Annotated in this window: 18 protein-coding genes; 9 read left to right on the top strand and 9 right to left on the bottom strand. The window is 71.8% G+C overall.

The annotated features are described in order from the left end of the window. Positions 1-10 precede the first annotated feature (10 nt). From ACH4OW_RS27425 to ACH4OW_RS27405, 5 genes are all read right to left on the bottom strand, one after another. Positions 11-1,162, bottom strand: coding sequence for an LOG family protein (locus ACH4OW_RS27425; protein ID WP_398030504.1), 1,152 nt, complete (start codon positions 1,160-1,162; stop codon positions 11-13). 122 nt (positions 1,163-1,284) lie between these two features. Continuing rightward, complete coding sequence (locus tag ACH4OW_RS27420) at positions 1,285-2,490, bottom strand: hypothetical protein (protein WP_398030458.1); 1,206 nt, start codon at positions 2,488-2,490, stop codon at positions 1,285-1,287. Continuing rightward, on the bottom strand, positions 2,472-3,203 hold the full coding sequence (locus tag ACH4OW_RS27415; protein ID WP_360131097.1) for an ATP-binding cassette domain-containing protein: 732 nt from the start codon (positions 3,201-3,203) through the stop codon (positions 2,472-2,474). Before ACH4OW_RS27415 ends, ACH4OW_RS27420 begins: the two co-directional genes overlap by 19 nt. A 205-nt stretch (positions 3,204-3,408) precedes the next feature. Continuing rightward, the gene (locus ACH4OW_RS27410) at positions 3,409-4,770 is read right to left on the bottom strand and encodes an aspartate aminotransferase family protein (RefSeq protein WP_398030457.1); all 1,362 of its coding nucleotides are present in this window, start codon (positions 4,768-4,770) and stop codon (positions 3,409-3,411) included. A gap of 2 nt (positions 4,771-4,772) precedes the next feature. Beyond that, entirely contained in the window at positions 4,773-5,246 is a 474-nt protein-coding gene (locus tag ACH4OW_RS27405; RefSeq protein WP_003980199.1) for an Lrp/AsnC family transcriptional regulator, read from the bottom strand. Positions 5,247-5,425: 179 nt separating this feature from the next. On the opposite strand from ACH4OW_RS27405, the gene ACH4OW_RS27400 reads away from it, so the two are divergent. Next, the gene (locus ACH4OW_RS27400) at positions 5,426-6,880 is read left to right on the top strand and encodes a gamma-aminobutyraldehyde dehydrogenase (protein ID WP_398030456.1); all 1,455 of its coding nucleotides are present in this window, start codon (positions 5,426-5,428) and stop codon (positions 6,878-6,880) included. A 99-nt stretch (positions 6,881-6,979) separates the two neighbouring features. Then, positions 6,980-8,164 (top strand): spermidine/putrescine ABC transporter substrate-binding protein, encoded by a 1,185-nt coding sequence (locus ACH4OW_RS27395; RefSeq protein WP_398030455.1) that lies wholly within the window; start codon positions 6,980-6,982, stop codon positions 8,162-8,164. A gap of 60 nt (positions 8,165-8,224) precedes the next feature. Here the strand turns inward: ACH4OW_RS27395 and ACH4OW_RS27390 are convergent, their stop codons facing one another. Then, a complete protein-coding gene (locus ACH4OW_RS27390) occupies positions 8,225-9,157 on the bottom strand; it encodes a hypothetical protein (protein WP_398030454.1) in 933 nt (310 codons plus the stop codon). A 177-nt stretch (positions 9,158-9,334) separates the two neighbouring features. Between ACH4OW_RS27390 and ACH4OW_RS27385 the strand changes: the two genes are divergently transcribed. Beyond that, on the top strand, positions 9,335-9,913 hold the full coding sequence (locus ACH4OW_RS27385; protein WP_398030453.1) for an HXXEE domain-containing protein: 579 nt from the start codon (positions 9,335-9,337) through the stop codon (positions 9,911-9,913). Between the two features lie 20 nt (positions 9,914-9,933). Here ACH4OW_RS27385 and ACH4OW_RS27380 read toward each other — a convergent pair whose 3' ends face one another. Continuing rightward, positions 9,934-10,647 carry a glycerophosphodiester phosphodiesterase gene (locus ACH4OW_RS27380; RefSeq protein ID WP_398030503.1) on the bottom strand — a complete coding sequence of 238 codons (714 nt, stop codon included), beginning with the start codon at positions 10,645-10,647 and terminating at the stop codon, positions 9,934-9,936. Next, entirely contained in the window at positions 10,644-11,759 is a 1,116-nt protein-coding gene (locus tag ACH4OW_RS27375) for an adenosine deaminase (RefSeq protein ID WP_398030452.1), read from the bottom strand. The genes ACH4OW_RS27380 and ACH4OW_RS27375 overlap by 4 nt, the downstream gene beginning before the upstream one ends. Positions 11,760-11,795: 36 nt before the next feature. On the opposite strand from ACH4OW_RS27375, the gene ACH4OW_RS27370 reads away from it, so the two are divergent. Continuing rightward, positions 11,796-12,587, top strand: coding sequence for a DUF4190 domain-containing protein (locus tag ACH4OW_RS27370; RefSeq protein ID WP_398030451.1), 792 nt, complete (start codon positions 11,796-11,798; stop codon positions 12,585-12,587). Positions 12,588-12,591: 4 nt separating this feature from the next. Here the strand turns inward: ACH4OW_RS27370 and ACH4OW_RS27365 are convergent, their stop codons facing one another. Beyond that, positions 12,592-13,194 (bottom strand): NADAR family protein, encoded by a 603-nt coding sequence (locus tag ACH4OW_RS27365; RefSeq protein WP_398030450.1) that lies wholly within the window; start codon positions 13,192-13,194, stop codon positions 12,592-12,594. Positions 13,195-13,426: 232 nt separating this feature from the next. Between ACH4OW_RS27365 and ACH4OW_RS27360 the strand changes: the two genes are divergently transcribed. The 5 genes from ACH4OW_RS27360 (at position 13,427) to ACH4OW_RS27340 (ending at position 19,184) form a co-directional block, all read left to right on the top strand. Beyond that, positions 13,427-14,944 (top strand): gamma-aminobutyraldehyde dehydrogenase, encoded by a 1,518-nt coding sequence (locus tag ACH4OW_RS27360; protein WP_398030449.1) that lies wholly within the window; start codon positions 13,427-13,429, stop codon positions 14,942-14,944. Between the two features lie 62 nt (positions 14,945-15,006). Beyond that, a complete protein-coding gene (locus ACH4OW_RS27355; protein WP_398030448.1) occupies positions 15,007-16,254 on the top strand; it encodes a PotD/PotF family extracellular solute-binding protein in 1,248 nt (415 codons plus the stop codon). 64 nt (positions 16,255-16,318) lie between these two features. Beyond that, positions 16,319-17,467: an ABC transporter ATP-binding protein gene (locus ACH4OW_RS27350; protein ID WP_398030447.1), complete on the top strand. Its 1,149-nt coding sequence runs from the start codon at positions 16,319-16,321 to the stop codon at positions 17,465-17,467. Continuing rightward, positions 17,464-18,390, top strand: a complete 927-nt coding sequence (locus ACH4OW_RS27345; RefSeq protein WP_398030446.1) for an ABC transporter permease — start codon at positions 17,464-17,466, stop codon at positions 18,388-18,390. The genes ACH4OW_RS27350 and ACH4OW_RS27345 overlap by 4 nt, the downstream gene beginning before the upstream one ends. Further along, positions 18,390-19,184: an ABC transporter permease gene (locus ACH4OW_RS27340; protein WP_360131063.1), complete on the top strand. Its 795-nt coding sequence runs from the start codon at positions 18,390-18,392 to the stop codon at positions 19,182-19,184. The genes ACH4OW_RS27345 and ACH4OW_RS27340 overlap by 1 nt, the downstream gene beginning before the upstream one ends. Positions 19,185-19,187 lie beyond the last annotated feature (3 nt).

The following is a 19,187-nucleotide window of genomic DNA, read 5'->3' as shown; positions in this document are numbered from 1 at the left end:
CATTACCTGACTAGCGAGACGTGGTTTCGGGGGCGTGAGTTGCCTCGGACGGTCGAGCAGATGCCGCGGGATCGGAGCCGGCGGTTCCGCCGAGGCGGGCCAGCGCTTCCGGGGCCTCTTCCACCGAGTCGACCAGGGCGATCCTCGCGGCCATCGGCCGTTCCGCGGCGAGCGCCCGCAGGAGCGGCCAGGCGGGCAGCCGCTCGGTCCAGTGCGCCCGGTCGACGAGCACCATCGGGGTCGGCTCGCCCCGGGAGCCGTAGTAGTTCGGGGTCGCGTTGTCGAAGATCTCCTGTACGGTCCCCGCCGCGCCGGGCAGGAAGACGACTCCGGCGTTGGAGCGCGCCAGGAGGCCGTCCTCGCGGACCGCGTTGACGAAGTACTTGGCGATGTGGGCGGCGAAGGCGTTCGGCGGCTCGTGGCCGTAGAACCACGTGGGGATGCCGACCGAACCGCCGCCGTCCGGCCACCGGTCGCGCACCTCGAAGGCGGCCCGTGCCCAGTCCGTCACCGAAGGGGCGAAGTGCGGGGCCTTGGCGAGCAGGGCGAGGCTCTCGCCGAGCATCGCGTCGTCGAAGGGGGCGGCGTAGGCGCCGAGGTTCGCGGCCTCCATCGCGCCGGGGCCGCCTCCCGTGGCGACCGTCAGGCCGGTCCTGGCGAGCTGCCGCCCGAGCCGGGCCGCGCCCTCGTACGCGGCGGACCCGCGCTCCAGCGCGTGCCCGCCCATGATGCCCACGACGCGGGCGCCGGCGAGGTGTTCGTCCAGCGCGTCGGAGACGGCGTCGTCGTGGATGCTGCGCAGCATCGAGGCGAAGACGTCGCCGTCCGACATGGTGCGCTGGTACCAGGCGTAGGCCCGGGCGTCGGCGGTGGCCGCGTAGCCGGTGTCGGTGCCGAGGCCCGCGAAGAGTTCGCCGGGGGTGTAGAGGCTGCCGCGGTACGGGTCGAACGGCAGGCCGGGTATCGGCGGGAAGACCAGGGCGCCGTTCGCCCGGACGCTCGCGGCGGCCTCCGGTGCCATCCGGCAGCCGAGGAAGACGGCGTCGGCGGCCGGCGTTTCGAGGAGTGCGGAGGTGCGGCCGGTCAGGTCGACGGACTGGACGCGGTATCCGGTCAGGCTGCCCGAAGCCAGCACCCGGTCGAATTCCGCGAGCGACTCGATCTCGCGGTCGTCGCCGCGGCGTTGCGGCCGTCGGACGGGGCGGTGGGGCGCGGGGGACTCGGGGTTCGGCTGCACGCCCGTCATGGTAGGCGGGTGGCCTTACGGCCTGGGGGCGAGGGCGGTCAGTGGAGGAGCGGCAGGGCGGCGAGTTCGGCGATGACCCAGGTCAGGGGGCCCAGGACGAGGAGGAGGGCCAGGAAGCGCAGGGCGGCGGCGCGGTGGAGGAGCGAGCGGGGGGTGCCGAGGCGGCGGAGGGCGGCGGTGGTGTGGGTGCGGGCCCAGCGGGCCTCCAGGGCCGCGGTGAGGGCGCTGGCCGTGACGCAGGCCAGGACGAGGGCAGCGCCGAGTCCGGTGAGCGGGCCGAACGGGCGGGTGGGGGCCGCCTCGTACACCTTCGCCGCCGCGTACGTGCCGGAGGCGACCGCGCAGAGCACGCCGAGGGGGCGGCCGATACGCCGGGACTCGTCCTGGAGGACGCGGCCCGCGAGCAGGCGGACGGCGCCGGGGCGGCCGGCGGCGAGCAGACGGCCGGACAGCTGCGCGAGGCCGGGGCCGGCGAGTACGAGGCCGATGGCGGACAGCGTCCAGCCCGCCAGGACGCCGGGCGGGCTGCCGATGAGCCGTCCTGGAAGGGGGAGAAGCGTGTCGGGGTCGGCGGGGCCGCGGCTGACGTAGGTCTCCAGGGCGAGACCGGCCGCCGTCAGGGCCATGCCCCACGGCAGCGCGGTGGTCATGGCGGAGGAGTCGCCGTCGGCGGCGGCGAGGGGGACGCCGGCGCCGGCCCGGGACGCGGGGCCTGGGGTGTGGCCGCGCTTCTCCTTGCCGGGGCGCAGGGCGATCGCGGTCGCGGCGGACGCCGTCAGCGGGACGACGGCGAGGAGCATCAGCGCGCCCGCGAGGGGGAACGGGTGGCCCGCGCCGAGGAGCCGGGTGGCGGAGCCGGTGGCCGTGGCGCCGCCCAGGTCGCCGCGGACGGCGAGGAAGGCGAGCAGGGCGAGGAGGCTGCCCAGTACGCAGGACACGGCGGTGGCGGCGGAGGCGATCACCGTCAGGCGGGCCGGGCCGAGACCGGCGTCGGACATGCCCCGGTGGGGGCGGGAGGCGGGGTCCGTGCGGGCCGCGGAGACGGCGAGCTGGGTGGTGGCCGCGGCCGGGACGGCGCACCACAGGAGGCGTACGAACGAGTCGGTGGCCGTCGCCGGGTGGGCGGCGGCGTGGCCGAGCGCCGACAGGAGGAGGAATCCGGTGCCCGCGGCGGCGGCAGCGACGAGCAGGCGGCGGAACAGGACGAGGGGGTGGGCCCCGCGGGCTAGACGGAGAGCGAGCACTCTGCCCTGCTTTCCTCGTCGGGGGCGGGTGCCTTGGCGCCGGTGCGGCGGCCGTCGAGGAGGGCCATGGTGCGGTCCGCGAGGGTGGCGGCCTCGGGCTCGTGGGTGGCGAGGACGACCGTGATGTCGTGCGAGCGGGCGGCCGTGGTGATGGTGCGCAGCACCTGGGCGGCGTCGGCGCGGTGCAGCGGCGCGGTGGGCTCGTCGGCGAACAGGACCCGCGGCGCCGAGGCCAGGGCGCGGGCGATGGCGATGCGCTGGCGCTGGGACTGGTCGAGGCGGCCGGGGCGTTGGCGGGCGCACATGCCCACGTCCAGCCGCTCCAGCCATTCGCAGGCGGTCTGCTTGGCGGTGCGGTGGCTGTTCCCGCGCAGGAGGAGGGGGAGGGCGGCGTTCTCCCAGGCGGTCAGTTCGGGGACGAGGTGCGGTTCGGTGTCGACCCAGCCGAACCGGTCCAGGCGCAGTCGTTCGCGGCCGAGCGGCGAGAGGGTGTGCACCGGTGAACTGTTGAACCAGATCTCGCCGCTGTCGGGCGCAAGTTGGCCGGAAAGGCACCGTAGGAGGGTGGTCTTGCCGCTGCCGCGGGGCCCGGTGACGGCGAGGATCTCGCCCTCGCGCACACCGACGGAGACGCCTGCGAGCGCGGGGGAGCCGGCGTATGTGTGGTGCAGGCCGCGCGCCCAGAGAACGTCGTTGTCAGGTGGGGCCACCATCTGCGCACCTCATGCTCGTCGCGTCCGATCGTTCCCCCAACCGGGTGAACGACCATGGAGGGTATCGGTCACTGGCACGGTAAGGAGTGGCGACCCTCGGTATTCGGCGCTCGGCGCGTTCCACGGCTCAGGTTCACTCAAATGGCCGCTTATATGAAGAACTGGGGCGGAGGGGGGCGATGCGCCGCCCCCCTCCGCGGCCTTCTCAGAGCTTCGCCCACGCCTCCGTGAGCGTGGCGCGCAGTATCTGCTCGATCTCGTCGAAGACCGGCTGGTCGGCGACGAGCGGCGGGGCGAGCTGGACGACCGGGTCGCCGCGGTCGTCGGCGCGGCAGTACAGGCCGTTGTCGTACAGGGCCTTGGAGAGGAAGCCGTACAGGACGCGCTCGGTCTCCTCGTCGGTGAAGGACTCCTTGGTGGCCTTGTCCTTGACGAGTTCGATGCCGTAGAAGAAGCCGTTGCCGCGGACGTCGCCGACGATCGGCAGGTCGTGGAGCTTCTTCAGGGTGGAGAAGAACGCCTCTTCCTTGTCCAGTACGTGCTGGTTGAGGTTCTCGCGCTCGAAGATGTCGAGGTTGGCGCAGGCGACGGCGGCGGAGACCGGGTGGCCGCCGAAGGTGTAACCGTGCAGGAAGGTGTTGTCGCCCTTGTAGAACGGCTCGGCCAGCCGGTCGGAGATGATGCAGGCGCCGATGGGGGAGTAGCCCGAGGTCATGCCCTTGGCGCAGGTGATCATGTCGGGCACGTAGTCGAACTTGTCGCAGGCGAACATCGTGCCGAGGCGGCCGAAGGCGCAGATGACCTCGTCGGAGACGAGCAGCACGTCGTGGCGGTCGCAGATCTCGCGGACGCGCTGGAAGTAGCCGGGCGGCGGCGGGAAGCAGCCGCCCGCGTTCTGCACCGGCTCCAGGAAGACGGCGGCGACGGTGTCCGGGCCCTCGAAGAGGATCTGCTGCTCGATCTGGTCGGCGGCCCAGCGGCCGAACGCCTCGGGGTCGTCGCCGAAGAGCGGCGCCCGGTAGATGTTGGTGTTCGGCACCTTGTGTGCGCCGGGGACCAGCGGCTCGAACGGGGCCTTGAGGCCCGGCAGGCCGGTGATGGACAGGGCGCCCTGCGGCGTGCCGTGGTAGGCCACCGCGCGCGATATGACCTTGTGCTTGGTGGGCTTGCCGGTGAGCTTGAAGTACTGCTTGGCCAGCTTCCACGCGGTCTCGACGGCCTCGCCGCCGCCGGTGGTGAAGAAGACCTTGTTCAGGTCGCCGGGCGCGTAGTGGGCCAGCCGCTCGGCCAGTTCGACGGCCTTGGGGTGCGCGTACGACCAGATGGGGAAGAAGGCCAGTTCCTGTGCCTGCTTGAGCGCGGTCTCGGCGAGTTCGGCGCGGCCGTGCCCGGCCTGGACGACGAAGAGGCCGGCCAGGCCGTCGATGTAGCGCTTGCCCTTGTCGTCGTAGATGTTCGTGCCCTCGCCGCGCACGATCGTCGGCACGGGGGCGTTCTCGTACGACGACATGCGGGTGAAGTGCATCCACAGGTGGTCGTAGGCCGTCTTCGAGAGGTCAGCAGTCATGGCTATCTGGTTCCCCAGGTGTAGGTCTGCTTACGGAGCTTGAGGTAGACGAAGCTCTCGGTGGTCCGGACGCCGGGCAGCGTGCGGATCCGCTTGTTGATCATTTCCAGGAGGTGGTCGTCGTCCTCGCAGACGATCTCGATGAGGAGATCGAAGGAGCCCGCGGTCATGACGACGTACTCGACCTCTTCCATGGCCGTCAGGGCGTCGGCCACCGGGTCGAGATCGCCCTCGACGTTGATGCCGACCATCGCCTGCCGCCGGAAGCCGACCGTGAGGGGGTCGGTGACCGCGACGATCTGCATCACGCCTTGGTCGAGCAGTTTCTGTACGCGTTGCCGCACCGCCGCCTCGGACAGGCCGACGGCCTTGCCGATCGCGGCGTACGGACGGCGGCCGTCCTCCTGGAGCTGCTCGATGATCGCCAGGGAGACGGAGTCGATCGACTGGGTGCCGTTTCTGTCACGAGTGGCCACGGACCTCACTGTGCACGAGCCTCGTCCGTCCCGCAACCCCGATTCGATGAAATTAGTTGTCTGTAGATCGCGGCGCCACTGATTTCGTTGTTCACCCTTGGTGGGTATGTCGAAAACGTTGCCTTCATGACTAGGGTGGGCATCTCAACCATCGGACACCTGAGTAGGAGGGGTCGCTCGTGACCACCGAACTGCGTCGTCTGCGCAACTACATCGACGGGGAGTTCCGGGACGCCGCCGACGGGCGGACCACGGAGGTGGTCAATCCGGCCACGGGTCGGGCGTACGCCACCGCCCCGCTGTCCGCCGCCGCGGACGTCGACGCCGCCATGGCCGCCGCCGAGGCGGCCTTCCCCGCCTGGCGCGACCTGGTGCCGGCCGAGCGCCAGAAGGTGCTGCTCAAGATCGCCGACCGCTTCGAGGAGCGGGCCGAGGAGCTGATCGCCGCCGAGTCCGAGAACTGCGGCAAGCCGCTCGCGCTCGTACGCTCCGAGGAAATCCCGCCGATGGTGGACCAGATCCGCTTCTTCGCGGGGGCCGCCCGGATGCTGGAGGGCCGCGCGGCGGGCGAGTACATGGACGGCTTCACGTCCATCATCCGGCGTGAGCCGGTGGGTGTGTGCGCGCAGGTCGCGCCGTGGAACTACCCGATGATGATGGCGGTGTGGAAGTTCGCGCCGGCGCTGGCCGCGGGCAACACCGTCGTCCTCAAGCCCTCCGACACCACGCCCGCCTCGACGGTGCTCATCGCCGAGATCATCGGCAGCGTGCTGGACGAACTGGGCCACTCCCGCGGCGTGTTCAACGTCATCTGCGGCGACCGCGACACCGGCCGCCTGATGGTCGAGCACAAGACCCCCGCGATGGCCTCGATCACCGGCTCCGTACGGGCCGGCATGCAGGTCGCCGAGTCCGCGTCCAAGGACCTCAAGCGGGTCCACCTGGAGCTGGGCGGCAAGGCGCCGGTCGTGGTCTTCGAGGACACCGACATCGCCAAGGCCGTCGAGGACATCTCGGTGGCGGGCTACTTCAACGCGGGCCAGGACTGTACGGCCGCCACCCGCGTGCTCGTCCACGAGTCCATCCACGACGAGTTCGTGACCGCGCTCGCCAAGGCCGCCGCCGACACCAAGACCGGCGCGGTGGACGACGAGGACGTGCTCTACGGTCCGCTGAACAACGCCAACCAGCTGGCGCAGGTCAAGCGCTTCATCGACGGCCTGCCCGCGCACGCCAAGATCGAGGCGGGCGGCCACCAGGTCGGCGAGGAGGGCTACTTCTACGCGCCGACCGTCGTCTCCGGCCTCAAGCAGGACGACGAGATCGTCCAGCAGGAGGTCTTCGGCCCGGTCATCACCGTCCAGTCCTTCCGCGACGAGGACCAGGCCGTCGAGTGGTCGAACGGCGTGGAGTACGCGCTCGCGTCCTCGGTGTGGACCAAGGACCACGCGCGGGCCATGCGGATGTCGAAGAAGCTGGACTTCGGCTGCGTGTGGATCAACACCCACATCCCGCTGGTCGCCGAGATGCCGCACGGCGGGTTCAAGAAGTCCGGCTACGGCAAGGACCTCTCGGGCTACGGCTTCGAGGACTACACCCGCATCAAGCACGTGATGACGTCGCTCGACGGCTGAGCACGTCCCGCCCGCCCGGCACACCGTCGTGGGCGGCGGCCCGGCAGCCGACGTTCTGTCGCTTGCCGCCGCCGCCCACGGCACGTGAGAGTGCACGCCATGCCTGAACTTTCGCGGCGTTCGCTGCTACGGAGCACGGTCGGTACGGGTGCGGCCGGGGCGCTGGCCCTGCTGGCGGCCGGGTGCGGGGTGCCCGCCGCGTACGTCGCGCCGGCCGACCGCGCCGCCCCGGACCGCTCGGCCCGCGACAAGCGCCTGACCTTCGCCAACTGGCCGCTCTACATCGACGTCGACGAGCGGGACAAGCAGCGGCGGCCGACGCTGGCGGCGTTCGAGAAGCGCACCGGCATCTCGGTGACGTACACCGAGGAGATCAACGACAACGACGAGTTCTTCGGCAAGATCGGCCCCGCGCTGATGAACCACCAGCCGACCGGCCGCGACCTCGTCGTCATCAGCGACTGGATGTGCGCCCGGTACGTACGGCTCGGCTGGGTCCAGGAGATGGACCGGGCGCGGCAGTCGAACGTCACCCGGCACCTCGACCCGCTGCTGCGCAACCCGCACTTCGACCCGGGGCGCAAGCACAGCGTGCCCTGGCAGTCGGGCATCACCGGCATCGCCTACAACCGCAGGAAGCTCGGCCGGGAGATCAAGCACACCGCGGACCTGTGGCGGGACGACCTGCGCGGGCGGGTCACGCTGCTGTCCGGGCTCGACGAGTCCTTCGCGATGCTCATGCAGGGCGACGGCGTGGACATCACGCGCTGGACGGAGGACGACTTCTACCGGATGACGGGCCGGGTCCGCCGCCTCGTGGCGCGCAAGCACATCCGGCGCTTCACCGGCAACGACTACATCAAGGACCTGGCCTCGGGGGACGTGCTCGCGGCGCAGGCGTATTCGGGCGACGTCATCCAGCTCAAGGAGGACAACCCCGACATCGAGTTCGTGGTGCCGCAAGAAGGCGCCGAACTGTGGGCGGAGAGCCTGATGATCCCCGACCGCGCCGAGCACAAGCGCAACGCGGAACGGCTGATCGACTACTACTACGAGCCGGAGACGGCCGCCGAACTGGCGGTGTGGGTCAACTACGTCTGCCCGGTGCCGGCCGCGCGGGACGTCCTCGCCTCCTCCAAGGACGAGGAACGCGCCGCGCTGGCCGAGGACCCGCTCGTCTTCCCGGACGACGCGATGCGCGAGCGCCTGGCCATCGCCCGCGACATCACCCCCAAGGAGCGTCCGGCGTTCGCGAAGGAGTGGAACGGCCTCGTGGGGCTGTGAGGCGTATGGCTGTGCGGCGAGGGGCTGCGAGGCCCCGCACCGGTGCCGTGGGCCGGCCGGTTACGCGATGGCTGTTTCCAGGGCCGTGCGGAGCCGCTCGTACGTAGGGGCGAGCTGCCGCAGCCCCGCGCTCAGGGCCTCGTCGTCCCCGGCGACCAGCGGGTACTGCAAGCTGCCGAGGATGCGGGACTGCTCGGTCAGGACGGCGGCCGGACCGTCCAGGCCCAGCGGGCGCAGGCACAGCGCCGCGTCGTTGAGGCGGCGGGCGCCGACCTGGACGGCGAAGGTCCGCAGCAGCTCCCGGGTCTCCGGCGCGAGGCCCGCGGCGGCCCGTTCCGCCAGCGCTTCCACCGCCGGTGCCCCGCCCAGCGTCCCGGGCGGCACGGGCAGGTCCGCGCGGCCCGCCAGCCACCCGACCGCGCCGGGCAGCGACCCCCGCAGGGCCTCGTCCGGGTCGGTCGCGCGCTCCTGGACGAAGCCGGTCCGCATGACGTACGGCGTGTCGGTGTACGGCACCGTCTCGGCGCGCCAGGCGGCGGCGAACACCGGGGCGGGCAGCGTCGCGTACGGGTGGCCTTGCGGGTCGTGGAGGAGAACGGTGCCGTTCTCGACCGCGAGGACGACCACGTAGTGGTCGGCGCCGGACGCCGTGCCGGAACCCGGCTGGTACAGCAGCAGGCCCATCTCCAGCGGCCCGGCCAGGACCGGGCCGTCGGCGCACGCGGCAGCGAGCCGGGCCAGCGCCTCGTCCGCCGGGCCGCCGGCGGTGCGCGTGCAGCGCAGGCCGAGCGCGGCCATGGCGTCGTCCAGACCGGTTTCCGGGTCCCAGCCGTAGGGGTCGAACATGGGCTCGGTGCCGCCGATGAGCTGTACGCCGAAGGGCGATCCGGTGAGGGTTTCGATGACGGCGGTGGACGGAGCGGCACCGGGGCCGAGCACCATCGCCAGGGTGTTGCTGTAGCAGTACGGGCCGGAGCCTGTGTAGGTGAGCATGGGCGTCCTCGGTCGTGGAAGGGGCGGAACGGGTCCGCCGGGGACGCCTGCCAGTGCACGGCCTGACACGGTGACAAGGTCAAGTGCGGCGGCGCGGGGCAGGTGGGGGAGCAGCGCGGGGCGTAGGCAAGTGGGCCGGTGCGCAGCTGGTTTGGGGGCATGCCAGACTCTGCCGTCATGGCGCAGAACACGCAGCCGCAGAGCGTGCGGCAGCAGGAAACGCAGCCGCGGGACACGCGGCAACTACATCCCGCCGTCACCTTTGGGCTGTTCGCCGCCTGGGCGTTGCACGACGCGGAGGAGGTGGCCTTCGGGCCGCGCTGGATCCGTGCCCGGCTGCCGGAGCTGAGGAAACGGTTCCCCAGTGTGCCGGAGCGGGTCTGGCGGGCCATGGAAGGCACCGGTCAGCGAGAGTTCACGGTCGCGGTGGGCGCCATGGCGGTGATCGTGGCCGCCGCCTCGGTGCACGGGCACCGCACCGGCGGCCGCTCGGCCTTCTTCCAGGGCGCCGTGAACGGTTTTGGGCTGCACGGGCTCATGCACCTCGCGCAGGCCGCCGCCGTACGCGGCTACACCCCCGGCTCGGCCACCTCACCGTTCATCGTCGTCCCGTACGCCGTGTGGGCACGCGGCCGGCTACGGCGCGCCGGGCGGCTGCGGCCGGCGGGCGCACGGGGCGTGGCGGGTGGCCTCGCCGTCGCCGGGGCGGCCACCGTGCTGTCCCACTTCGTGGCGCGGCGGCTGGTGAGGCGCTGAGGTGCCGGAGGCGGCGCGGGTCAGAGCGCGGCGCGTACGGCGGCCACCCGGTTGGTGGTGATGGCGTCGGCGCCCGCCCGCTTGAGGCGGCGCGCCGCGCGGGGTGTGTCGGTGGTCCAGGCGGCGAGCAAGTAGCCGCCGGCATGAGCGCGTTGGACGAGGTCTTCGGTCACCAGGCCGAAGTGGTAGTTGAGCCAGCGGGGGCGTACGCGGGCCAGCAGCTCGGGGCGCGGCGGGGCCGTCCGGCACCAGGAGAGGGCGAGTTCGGCGGCCGGGTCGGCGGCGCGCACGGCGAGCATGGAGCGGCCGCCGCCGCAGTAGTAGGCGCGGTCGGCGGCGCCCGACTCGTGGACCTCGGTGACGGCGGCGCGCGCGGCCCCGGGGTCGGGGAGGTCGATCAGGGCGCGTGCGTGCGGGTACTTGGCCGTGAGGGCGAGGGTGTCACGCAAGGTCGGCACGCCGCCCTCCGACACCTCCTCCACCTGGGCGTACGTCAGCGAGGCGAGGCGGCGGTCGTGGCCCCACAGCCGTTCCAGCGTCGGGTCGTGCAGCAGGACCGGAACGCGGTCGGCGGTCAGCCGGACGTCGATCTCCACCGCGTCGGCGCCCGCTTCGAGGGCGGCGCCGACCGAGGCGAGGGTGTTCTCACGGCGCTCGTACGGGGCGCCGCGGTGGCCGATGACGGCGACCGGCCGGGCGGTCGCGCCCGCCCGGCCGGGCCGCGCGGCCCTCACCGGGGCCACGCGGCGGTGTAGTCGTCGATCTCGGTGGTCAGCGCGGCCTTGGCGGACGCGTCCATGAAGGACGCCGCGACGGCGTTCTTGGCCAGGTCGGCGACCCCGGCGGCGTCGAGGCCGAGCAGGCGCGCGGCGACGCCGTACTCCGAGCACAGGTCGGTGCCGAACATCGGCGGGTCGTCGCTGTTGATCGTGACCAGCACGCCCGCGTCCACCATCTCCTTGAGCGGGTGTTCGTCCAGGGTGCGCACCGCGCGGGTGGCGATGTTCGAGGTCGGGCAGACCTCCAGCGGGATGCGGTGCTCGGCGAGGTGGGCCAGCAGCTTCGGGTCCTGGGCGGAGCTGGTGCCGTGGCCGATGCGCTCGGCGCGCAGGTCGGTGAGCGCGTCCCAGACGGTCTGCGGACCCGTGGTCTCGCCGGCGTGCGGGACGGAGTGCAGGCCGGCCGCGATGGCACGGTCGAAGTACGGCTTGAACTGCGGGCGCGGCACGCCGATCTCCGGGCCGCCGAGGCCGAACGAGACCAGGCCCTCGGGGCGCAGGTCGCAGGCGATGCGCGTGGTCTCCTCGGCCGCCTCCAGACCGGCCTCGCCGGGGATGTCGAAGCACCAGCGCAGCACCACGCCCAGCTCCGACTCCGCCGCCCGGCGCGCGTCCTCGATGGCCTCGACGAAGGCGGCGTCCGGGATGCCGCGGCGGGTGGAGCTGTACGGGGTGACGGTCAGCTCGGCGTAGCGGATGTTCTGCCGCGCCATGTCGCGGGCGACCTCGTACGTCAGCAGCCGGACGTCCTCGGAGTCGCGGATCAGGTCCACGACGGAGAGGTAGACCTGGATGAAGTGGGCGAAGTCGCGGAAGGTGAAGTAGTCGGCGAGCGCTTCGGGGTCGGTGGGGACCGGGGAGTCGCTGTGCCGGGCGGCCAGCTTGGAGACGATGCGCGGGGAGGCCGATCCGACGTGGTGGACGTGCAGCTCGGCCTTGGGCAGTCCGGCGATGAAGGCGTCGAGATCGGACAACGGGTCCTCCTGGTCGAAGGTCGGGCCGGCGGGCCGCGGACGGTGTTCATGGTATGCGGGGCCCGGCGCCGCGAAAGGCGCAGGTCTTAGCATTGCCGTACAGCGAAGGCGGGGGAGTGTGGGGGTGTCATGTCCGACAGTCAGGGGCCGGAGCCGCGCGACCCGTGGGCGCCGCCGGAGGACCGGGAGGCGACGGGGAACGGGAAGGCGATGGGGAACCGGAAGGCGACGGACCGGGAGGCGACGGGCGCGCCGGGCGGCCGGTACGACGTACCGCTGCCGCCGCCCGCGCCCGGTGCGGCAGGCGGGTACGCGCCGTCCGCTTCCGGTGTCCCGCCGATACCCGGCTCCGGGGCGCAGCCGTACGGCACGGCCGGGTACGGCGCCGGCGGGTACGACACCGGCGGGCACGGCACCGGCGGGTACGGCTGGGGCGGCGCCCCGTACGCGGGCGGCCACCCCGGTCCGCACCCGCCGCCCGGCTACCAGCCGTACTGGCTGCCCACCGGCCTGAACAACGGCTTCGGCACCGCCGCTCTCATCCTCGGCATCCTGGGCACGGTCCTCGGTGTCACCGTGTTCTTCGGCTTCCTCCTCGGTGTGCTCGCGATCGTCTTCGGCGGTGTCGGACGGGCCAAGGTGACCAAGGGCGAGGCGGACAACGGCGGGACCGCGCTGGCCGGGATCATCCTGGGCGCCGTGGCGGTGCTGCTGAGCGTGGTCATGCTCGGCTTCATCGTGGCGTCGGCCGCGGACGACCCGGGCTACGACGACGGCCCCTGGCACCCCGGCTACTCCGACGGCTCGGGGTCTGGCGGCTCAGGCTCCGGCGGCTCGGGCTCCGGCTCCGACTCCGACGACGACGGCCCGGACACGTTCGAGGCCGCGCCCGCGCCCGGCCCGCACCTCGCCGTCTTCTAGAGCCCTACGCCGTCCCCTCCGCCAGCCTCTGGCGCGCCTCCATCAGCGCGAAGCCCAGCAGGTTCAGCCCGCGCCAGCGCGCCGGATCCTGCGCGCGCTCGTCGTCGGCGGCCAGCCCGATGCCCCATATGCGGTCCAGCGGGCTGGCCTCGACCAGCACGCGGGAGTTCGTCCCCAGCAGATAGGCGCGCAGGGCGTCGTCCTGCCCGAACTTGTGCACGCTGCCCTCCGCCACGTACGCGAAGCGGTGCCGCTCCCACAGCCCGTGGTCGAACCCGCGCACCGAGCGGCCCGCGTCCTTGGCCTGCTTCGGGTGCCCGGCGGCTATCGCCCGCCGCTCCGCCTCCGTGTCGTCGAACAGGCGGGCCTTGCAGGCCATCATCCAGTGCTCGGCGGTGGCGTACCGCACGCCGTCGACCGTGAACGGCGAGGGCCACCACTGGCTGAGGCAGCTTGCGCCGAGCGTCCCGTCACGGCGCGGCGTGTGGCCCCAGAAGCAGAGGTACTTGAACCGCTTACCGGCGGCCGTCGCCGCGGTCAGCTCCGCGACCGACCGCGGCCCGTCGGCCGCCGCCGCGCCCGCCGATCCGCTCCGTGGCTCGTTCATCCCCGTTCCCCCCGTGCTGTCGTGCATCATGCCGGGATTCTGTCAGCGGGCACTGACAACGTGTCGGGGTGCCCAACGACGGAAATCGCAGAATCCGTCGCGTGACCAAAAGGCAACAACGGAATCCCTTGTTGGGGCCTTGCTCCTCTGTCAAGATCAGCCATCGATTCCGGAAAGAGCTACGCCTGGGTGTGCCGCCGAGCGGCCCCGGCGCCCGGCGGAGGAGAGCACCATGGTTCAGCGATTCGACGTGCACGAACGATTCGCCGAGGGCGCGCAGTACATCGCCGGCGAGCTTCGGGACGGCAGTTCCGGCCGGACCCAGCAGGTGGTCGACCCGGCCACCGGAGACCAGGTGTACGACTACCGGCTCGCCTCGACGGCGGACGTGGACGCGGCCGTACGGGCGGCCGGGGACGCCTTCCCCGGCTGGGCGGGCGCGACCCCGGGCGAGCGCTCGGACACCCTGCACCGCTTCGCCGCCGTCCTCGGCGGGCGCGCCGGCGAGCTGGCCTACGCCGAGTCCCTCCAGTGCGGCAAACCCGCCAAGCTCAGCGAGGAGTTCGACGTACCGGGGTCGGTGGACAACGCCGCCTTCTTCGCGGGCGCCGCGCGGCACCTGGAGGGCAGGTCGGCGGGGGAGTACAGCGCCGACCACACCTCCGTGGTCCGCCGCGAGCCCATCGGCGTCGTCGGCTCGATCGCCCCGTGGAACTACCCGTTGCAGATGGCGGCCTGGAAGGTGCTGCCGGCCATCGCAGCGGGCAACACGATCGTCCTCAAGCCGGCCGAGATCACACCGCTGACCTCGTTGATGTTCGCGCAGGCCGCCACCGAGGCGGGCATCCCCGACGGGGTGCTCAACATCGTCTCCGGCGCGGGCCGCGAGGCCGGCGAGCACCTGGTCGCACACCCCGGCGTCGCCATGACCTCCTTCACCGGCTCGACGGCGGTCGGCAAGCGGGTCGCCGAGATCGCCACCAGCACCGTCAAGCGGCTGCACCTCGAACTCGGCGGCAAGGCCCCCTTCGTGGTCTTCGACGACGCCGACCTGGAGGCGGCGGTGCACGGCGCGGTGGCCGGCGCCCTGATCAACACCGGCCAGGACTGCACCGCCGCCACCCGCGCCTACGTGCAGCGCCCGCTGTACGACGCGTTCGTCGGCGGCGTCGCCGACCTGATGGCGACCGTACGGCTCGGCGATCCGTTCGACCCGGCCACCGACCTCGGCCCGCTGGTCTCGCACGCCCAGCGCGACCGGGTCGCGGGCTTCGTGGAGCGCGCCCGGTCGTACGCCACCGTCGTCACCGGCGGCGAGGCTCCCCAGGGCGGCCTGGCCAAGGGCGCGTACTACCGCCCCACGCTCATCACGGGCGCCGCGCAGGACAGCGAGGTCGTACAGCGCGAGATCTTCGGCCCGGTGCTGGTCGTGCTGCCCTTCGACAGCGACGACGAGGGCATCGCGCTGGCCAACGACACCCCGTACGGCCTGGCGGCCTCCGCCTGGAGCCGGGACGTCTACCGCACCGGACGCGCCACCCGCGAGATCAAGGCGGGCTGCGTCTGGGTCAACGACCACATACCGATCCTCAGCGAGATGCCGCACGGCGGCTTCAAGGCGTCGGGCTTCGGCAAGGACATGTCCGCGTACTCCTTCGAGGAATACACGCAGGTCAAGCACGTAATGTACGACAACACCGGGACCGCCAGGAAGGACTGGCACCGGACGGTTTTCGGGGACCGCGCCTGACGCGGAACGGCCGTCGTCTCCGGCTGACCACCGGGCTCGCTCACCCTGGAAGGGCACCGCGTATGGAAGAGACCCAGCAGCCCGAGGGCCTGTCCCCGCCCGAGCTCGCGGCGGTGCGGCGCAGCCTCGCCAACGGCCGGATGGCCGTGACCCGGCGGTCGCTGCTGCGCGCTGGCGCGGCGGTGGCGCTGGCGTCCGGCGGCACCGGCGCGCTCGCGGCCTGCGGCATCCCGCCCGCCGGCCGTACGGACGCCGGCCGCGCCGAGGACCGCTCAGCGCAGGAGAAACGTGTCGTCTTCTCCAACTGGACGGAGTACCTGGACGTCGGCGAGGACGGAAAGCGCCGGCCGACCCTCGACGCGTTCACCGCGCGCACCGGGATCGCGGTGAAGTACACCGAGGACATCAACGACAACGACGAGTTCTTCGGCAAGGTCCAGGCGCAGCTCGCCGCCGGGCAGGACACCGGCCGGGACCTGGTCGTGCTGACCGACTGGATGTGCGCGCGGATGATCTCGCTCGGCTGGGTCCAGCGGCTGGACACGGCCAACCTGCCGCACGCGTACGCCAATCTCTCGCCGCAGTTCCGCGATCCGGACTGGGACCCGGGGCGTGTCCATTCCTACCCCTGGACGGGCATTCCGGCGGTCATCGCGTACAACAAGAAGGCCACCGAAGGGCGTACGGTCGACTCCGTCAGCCAATTGCTGGACGACCCGAAGCTCAAGGGCCGGGTCGGATTCCTCTCGGAAATGCGCGACACCGTCGGGCTGACGCTCCTGGACATGGGAAAGCGCCCCGAGGACTGTACGGCCGACGATTTCGACGCCGCCGTCGCCCGGCTCCAGAAGGGCGTGGACGGCAAGCAGATCCGCCGCTTCACCGGCAACGACTACATCAACGATCTCAGCAAGGGCGACCTCGCCGCGTGCGTGGCCTGGGCCGGGGACGTGGTCCAGTTGCAGCAGGACAACCCGGACATCGGCTACGCCGTTCCGAAGGCCGGTTACATGACGTCCACGGACAACCTGATGGTGCCGAACCGGGCGCGCCACAAAAAGAACGCCGAACTCCTCATCGACCACTGCTACGAGCCGAAGGTGGCGGCGCGGATCGCGGCGTACATCAACTACGTGTGCCCGGTCGACGGCGTACGCGAGGAACTGGCGAAGATCGACCGGGACCTGGCGGACAATCCGCTGATTCTCCCGGACCGCGAGACGACCGCCAGGTCGCATGCCTTCCGCGCCCTCGACGGCAGGGAGAGCAAGGAATTCGCCCGGAAATTCGCCGACCTGTCGGGCGCCTGAGAAGGCCCCCGGACCGGCACGCGCGGCGCGTGCCCGCCCCGCCCTCCGACCCACGGGACCACCCATGACACAGACCTCCGGTGGCGACGTCCGCCTCTCCGGGATCAGCAAGACCTACGGCTCCTTCACGGCCGTCCACCCGCTCGACCTGACGGTCCCGGCGGGCTCCTTCTTCGCGCTGCTGGGCGCCTCCGGCTGCGGCAAGACCACCACACTGCGCATGATCGCGGGCCTGGAGGAGCCGTCCGCCGGCACCGTCGAGCTGGACGGCAGGGACGTGACCGCGCTGCCCCCGTACAAGCGCCCGGTCAACACCGTCTTCCAGAACTACGCGCTCTTCCCGCACCTGGACATCTACGAGAACGTCGCGTTCGGTCTGCGCCGCCGCGGCATCAAGTCCGTGAAGAAGCAGGTCGAGGAGATGCTCGACCTGGTCGAACTCGGTCCGATGGCGCGCCGCAAGCCGCAGCAGCTCTCCGGCGGCCAGCAGCAGCGCGTCGCGGTGGCCCGCGCCCTGATCAACCATCCGCAGGTGCTCCTCCTGGACGAGCCGCTGGGCGCCCTCGACCTCAAGCTGCGCCGTCAGATGCAGCTCGAACTCAAGCGCATCCAGACCGAGGTCGGCATCACCTTCGTCCACGTCACCCACGACCAGGAGGAGGCCATGACGATGGCCGACACGGTCGCGGTGATGAACGGCGGCCGGGTCGAGCAGCTCGGCGCGCCCGCCGACCTGTACGAGAACCCGGGCACCACCTTCGTCGCCAACTTCCTGGGCACCTCCAACCTCATCGCGGCCGAAGTGGTGGCGGCCGACGGCGACGAGCTGCTGCTCAAGGCCGGGGACGCCAAGCTGCGGATGCCCGCGGGGCGATGTCGCACCACGGCGCGTACCGGGGAAAAGGTGCTGGCGGGCGTACGGCCGGAGAAGATCGCCCTCGCGCACGCCGACGACGCGGGAGCGATCGCCGAAGGCCGCAACCGGCTGCCGGGACGCATCCGGGACGCGAGCTTCATCGGCGTCAGCACGCAGTACGTCGTCGAGGCCCCGGGCGCCGGCCGGCTCGCCGTCTACGAGCAGAACGTCGAGCGCGACGCCCGGCTGGCCCCCGGCGCCGGGGTGGTCCTGCACTGGAACCCCGCGCACACCTTCGGCCTGGACGCCTCCCAGGACATCGGGGCGGGCGCGGACACCGGCGAGGAGGCCGCGTGACCACCACCGAGGCACCGCCGCCCGCCTCCGAGGACGCGCCGCGGCTCCGCAGGCCCCGCACCCGCAAGCGCCTCGTCCCGTACTGGCTGCTGCTCCCCGGCATCCTGTGGCTGGTCGTCTTCTTCGCGGCGCCGCTGGTCTACCAGGCGTCCACCTCCGTCCAGACCGGCTCCCTCGAAGAGGGCTTCAAGGTCACCTGGCACTTCGCCGCCTACTGGGACGCGCTCGGCGAGTACTGGCCGCAGTTCCTGCGGTCGGTCGGCTACGCGGCCACCGCCACCGTGCTCTGCCTGGTCCTGGGCTACCCGCTCGCGTACCTGATCGCCTTCAAGGCGGGCCGCTGGCGCAACATCGTGATGGTCCTGGTCATCGCCCCGTTCTTCACCAGCTTCCTGATCCGCACGCTGGCCTGGAAGACGATCCTCGCGGACGGCGGCCCGGTGGTCGGCGTCCTGAACTCGCTGCACGTCCTGGACGTGACCAGCTGGCTCGGACTGACCGAGGGGCAGCGGGTGCTGGCCACGCCGCTGGCGGTGGTCTGCGGACTGACGTACAACTTCCTGCCGTTCATGGTGCTGCCGCTCTACACCTCGCTGGAGCGCATCGACCCGCGGCTGCACGAGGCCGCCGGCGACCTGTACGCCCGCCCCGTGACCACCTTCCGCCGGGTGACCTTCCCGCTGTCCATGCCGGGCGTGGTGGCCGGCACGCTGCTGACCTTCATTCCCGCCGCCGGCGACTACATCAACGCCGAACTGCTCGGTTCCACGGACCAGAAGATGATCGGCAACGTCATCCAGTCGCAGTTCCTGCGGGTCCTGGACTACCCGACCGCCGCCGCGCTCTCCTTCATCCTCATGGCGGCCATCCTCGCCATGGTCACGCTCTACATCCGCAAGTCCGGGACGGAGGACCTGGTCTGATGGCCGTGCTCCGGTGGCTGCGCCGCCACCTCGTCGTGCTGGCGGGCCTCGCCACGCTGGCGTACCTGATCCTGCCCAACCTCGTCGTGCTGGTCTTCTCCTTCAACAAGCCCAACGGCCGCTTCAACTACGAGTGGCAGCGCTTCTCCGCGGACGCCTGGACCGACCCGTGCGGCGTCGCGGACCTGTGCGGATCGCTGGGCCTGAGCCTGCAGATCGCCGTCTGGGCGACGGTCGGTGCCACCGTCCTCGGCACCATGATCGCCTTCGCGCTGGCCCGCTACCGCTTCCGCGCCCGGTCGTCGGTCAACACGCTGATCTTCCTGCCGATGGCGATGCCCGAGGTGGTGATGGCCGCCTCGCTGGCCACCCTCTTCCTCAACATGGGCATCAGGTTCGGCTTCTGGACGATCCTGATCGCGCACGTCATGTTCTGCCTGAGTTTCGTCGTCACGGCGGTCAAGGCTCGCGTCATGAGCATGGACCCGCGCCTGGAACAGGCGGCCCAGGACCTCTACGCCTCCCCCGCGCAGACGTTCCTGCGCGTGACGCTGCCGATCGCGGCGCCCGGCATCGCGGCGGGCGCGCTGCTCTCCTTCGCGCTCTCCTTCGACGACTTCATCATCACGAACTTCAACGCCGGCTCCACTGTGACGTTCCCCATGTTCGTCTGGGGATCCGCACAACGGGGCACACCCGTTCAAATCAATGTCATCGGAACGGCGATGTTCCTCATCGCCGTGCTCTGCGTCCTGGGAGGGCAACTGCTCTCCGGACGCCGGAAGAGGAGCTGAGAA

This window comes from Streptomyces sp. NPDC017056, assembly GCF_044332485.1.
Taxonomy (GTDB): domain Bacteria; phylum Actinomycetota; class Actinomycetes; order Streptomycetales; family Streptomycetaceae; genus Streptomyces.
This window is presented reverse-complemented; position numbering and strand designations above follow the sequence as displayed.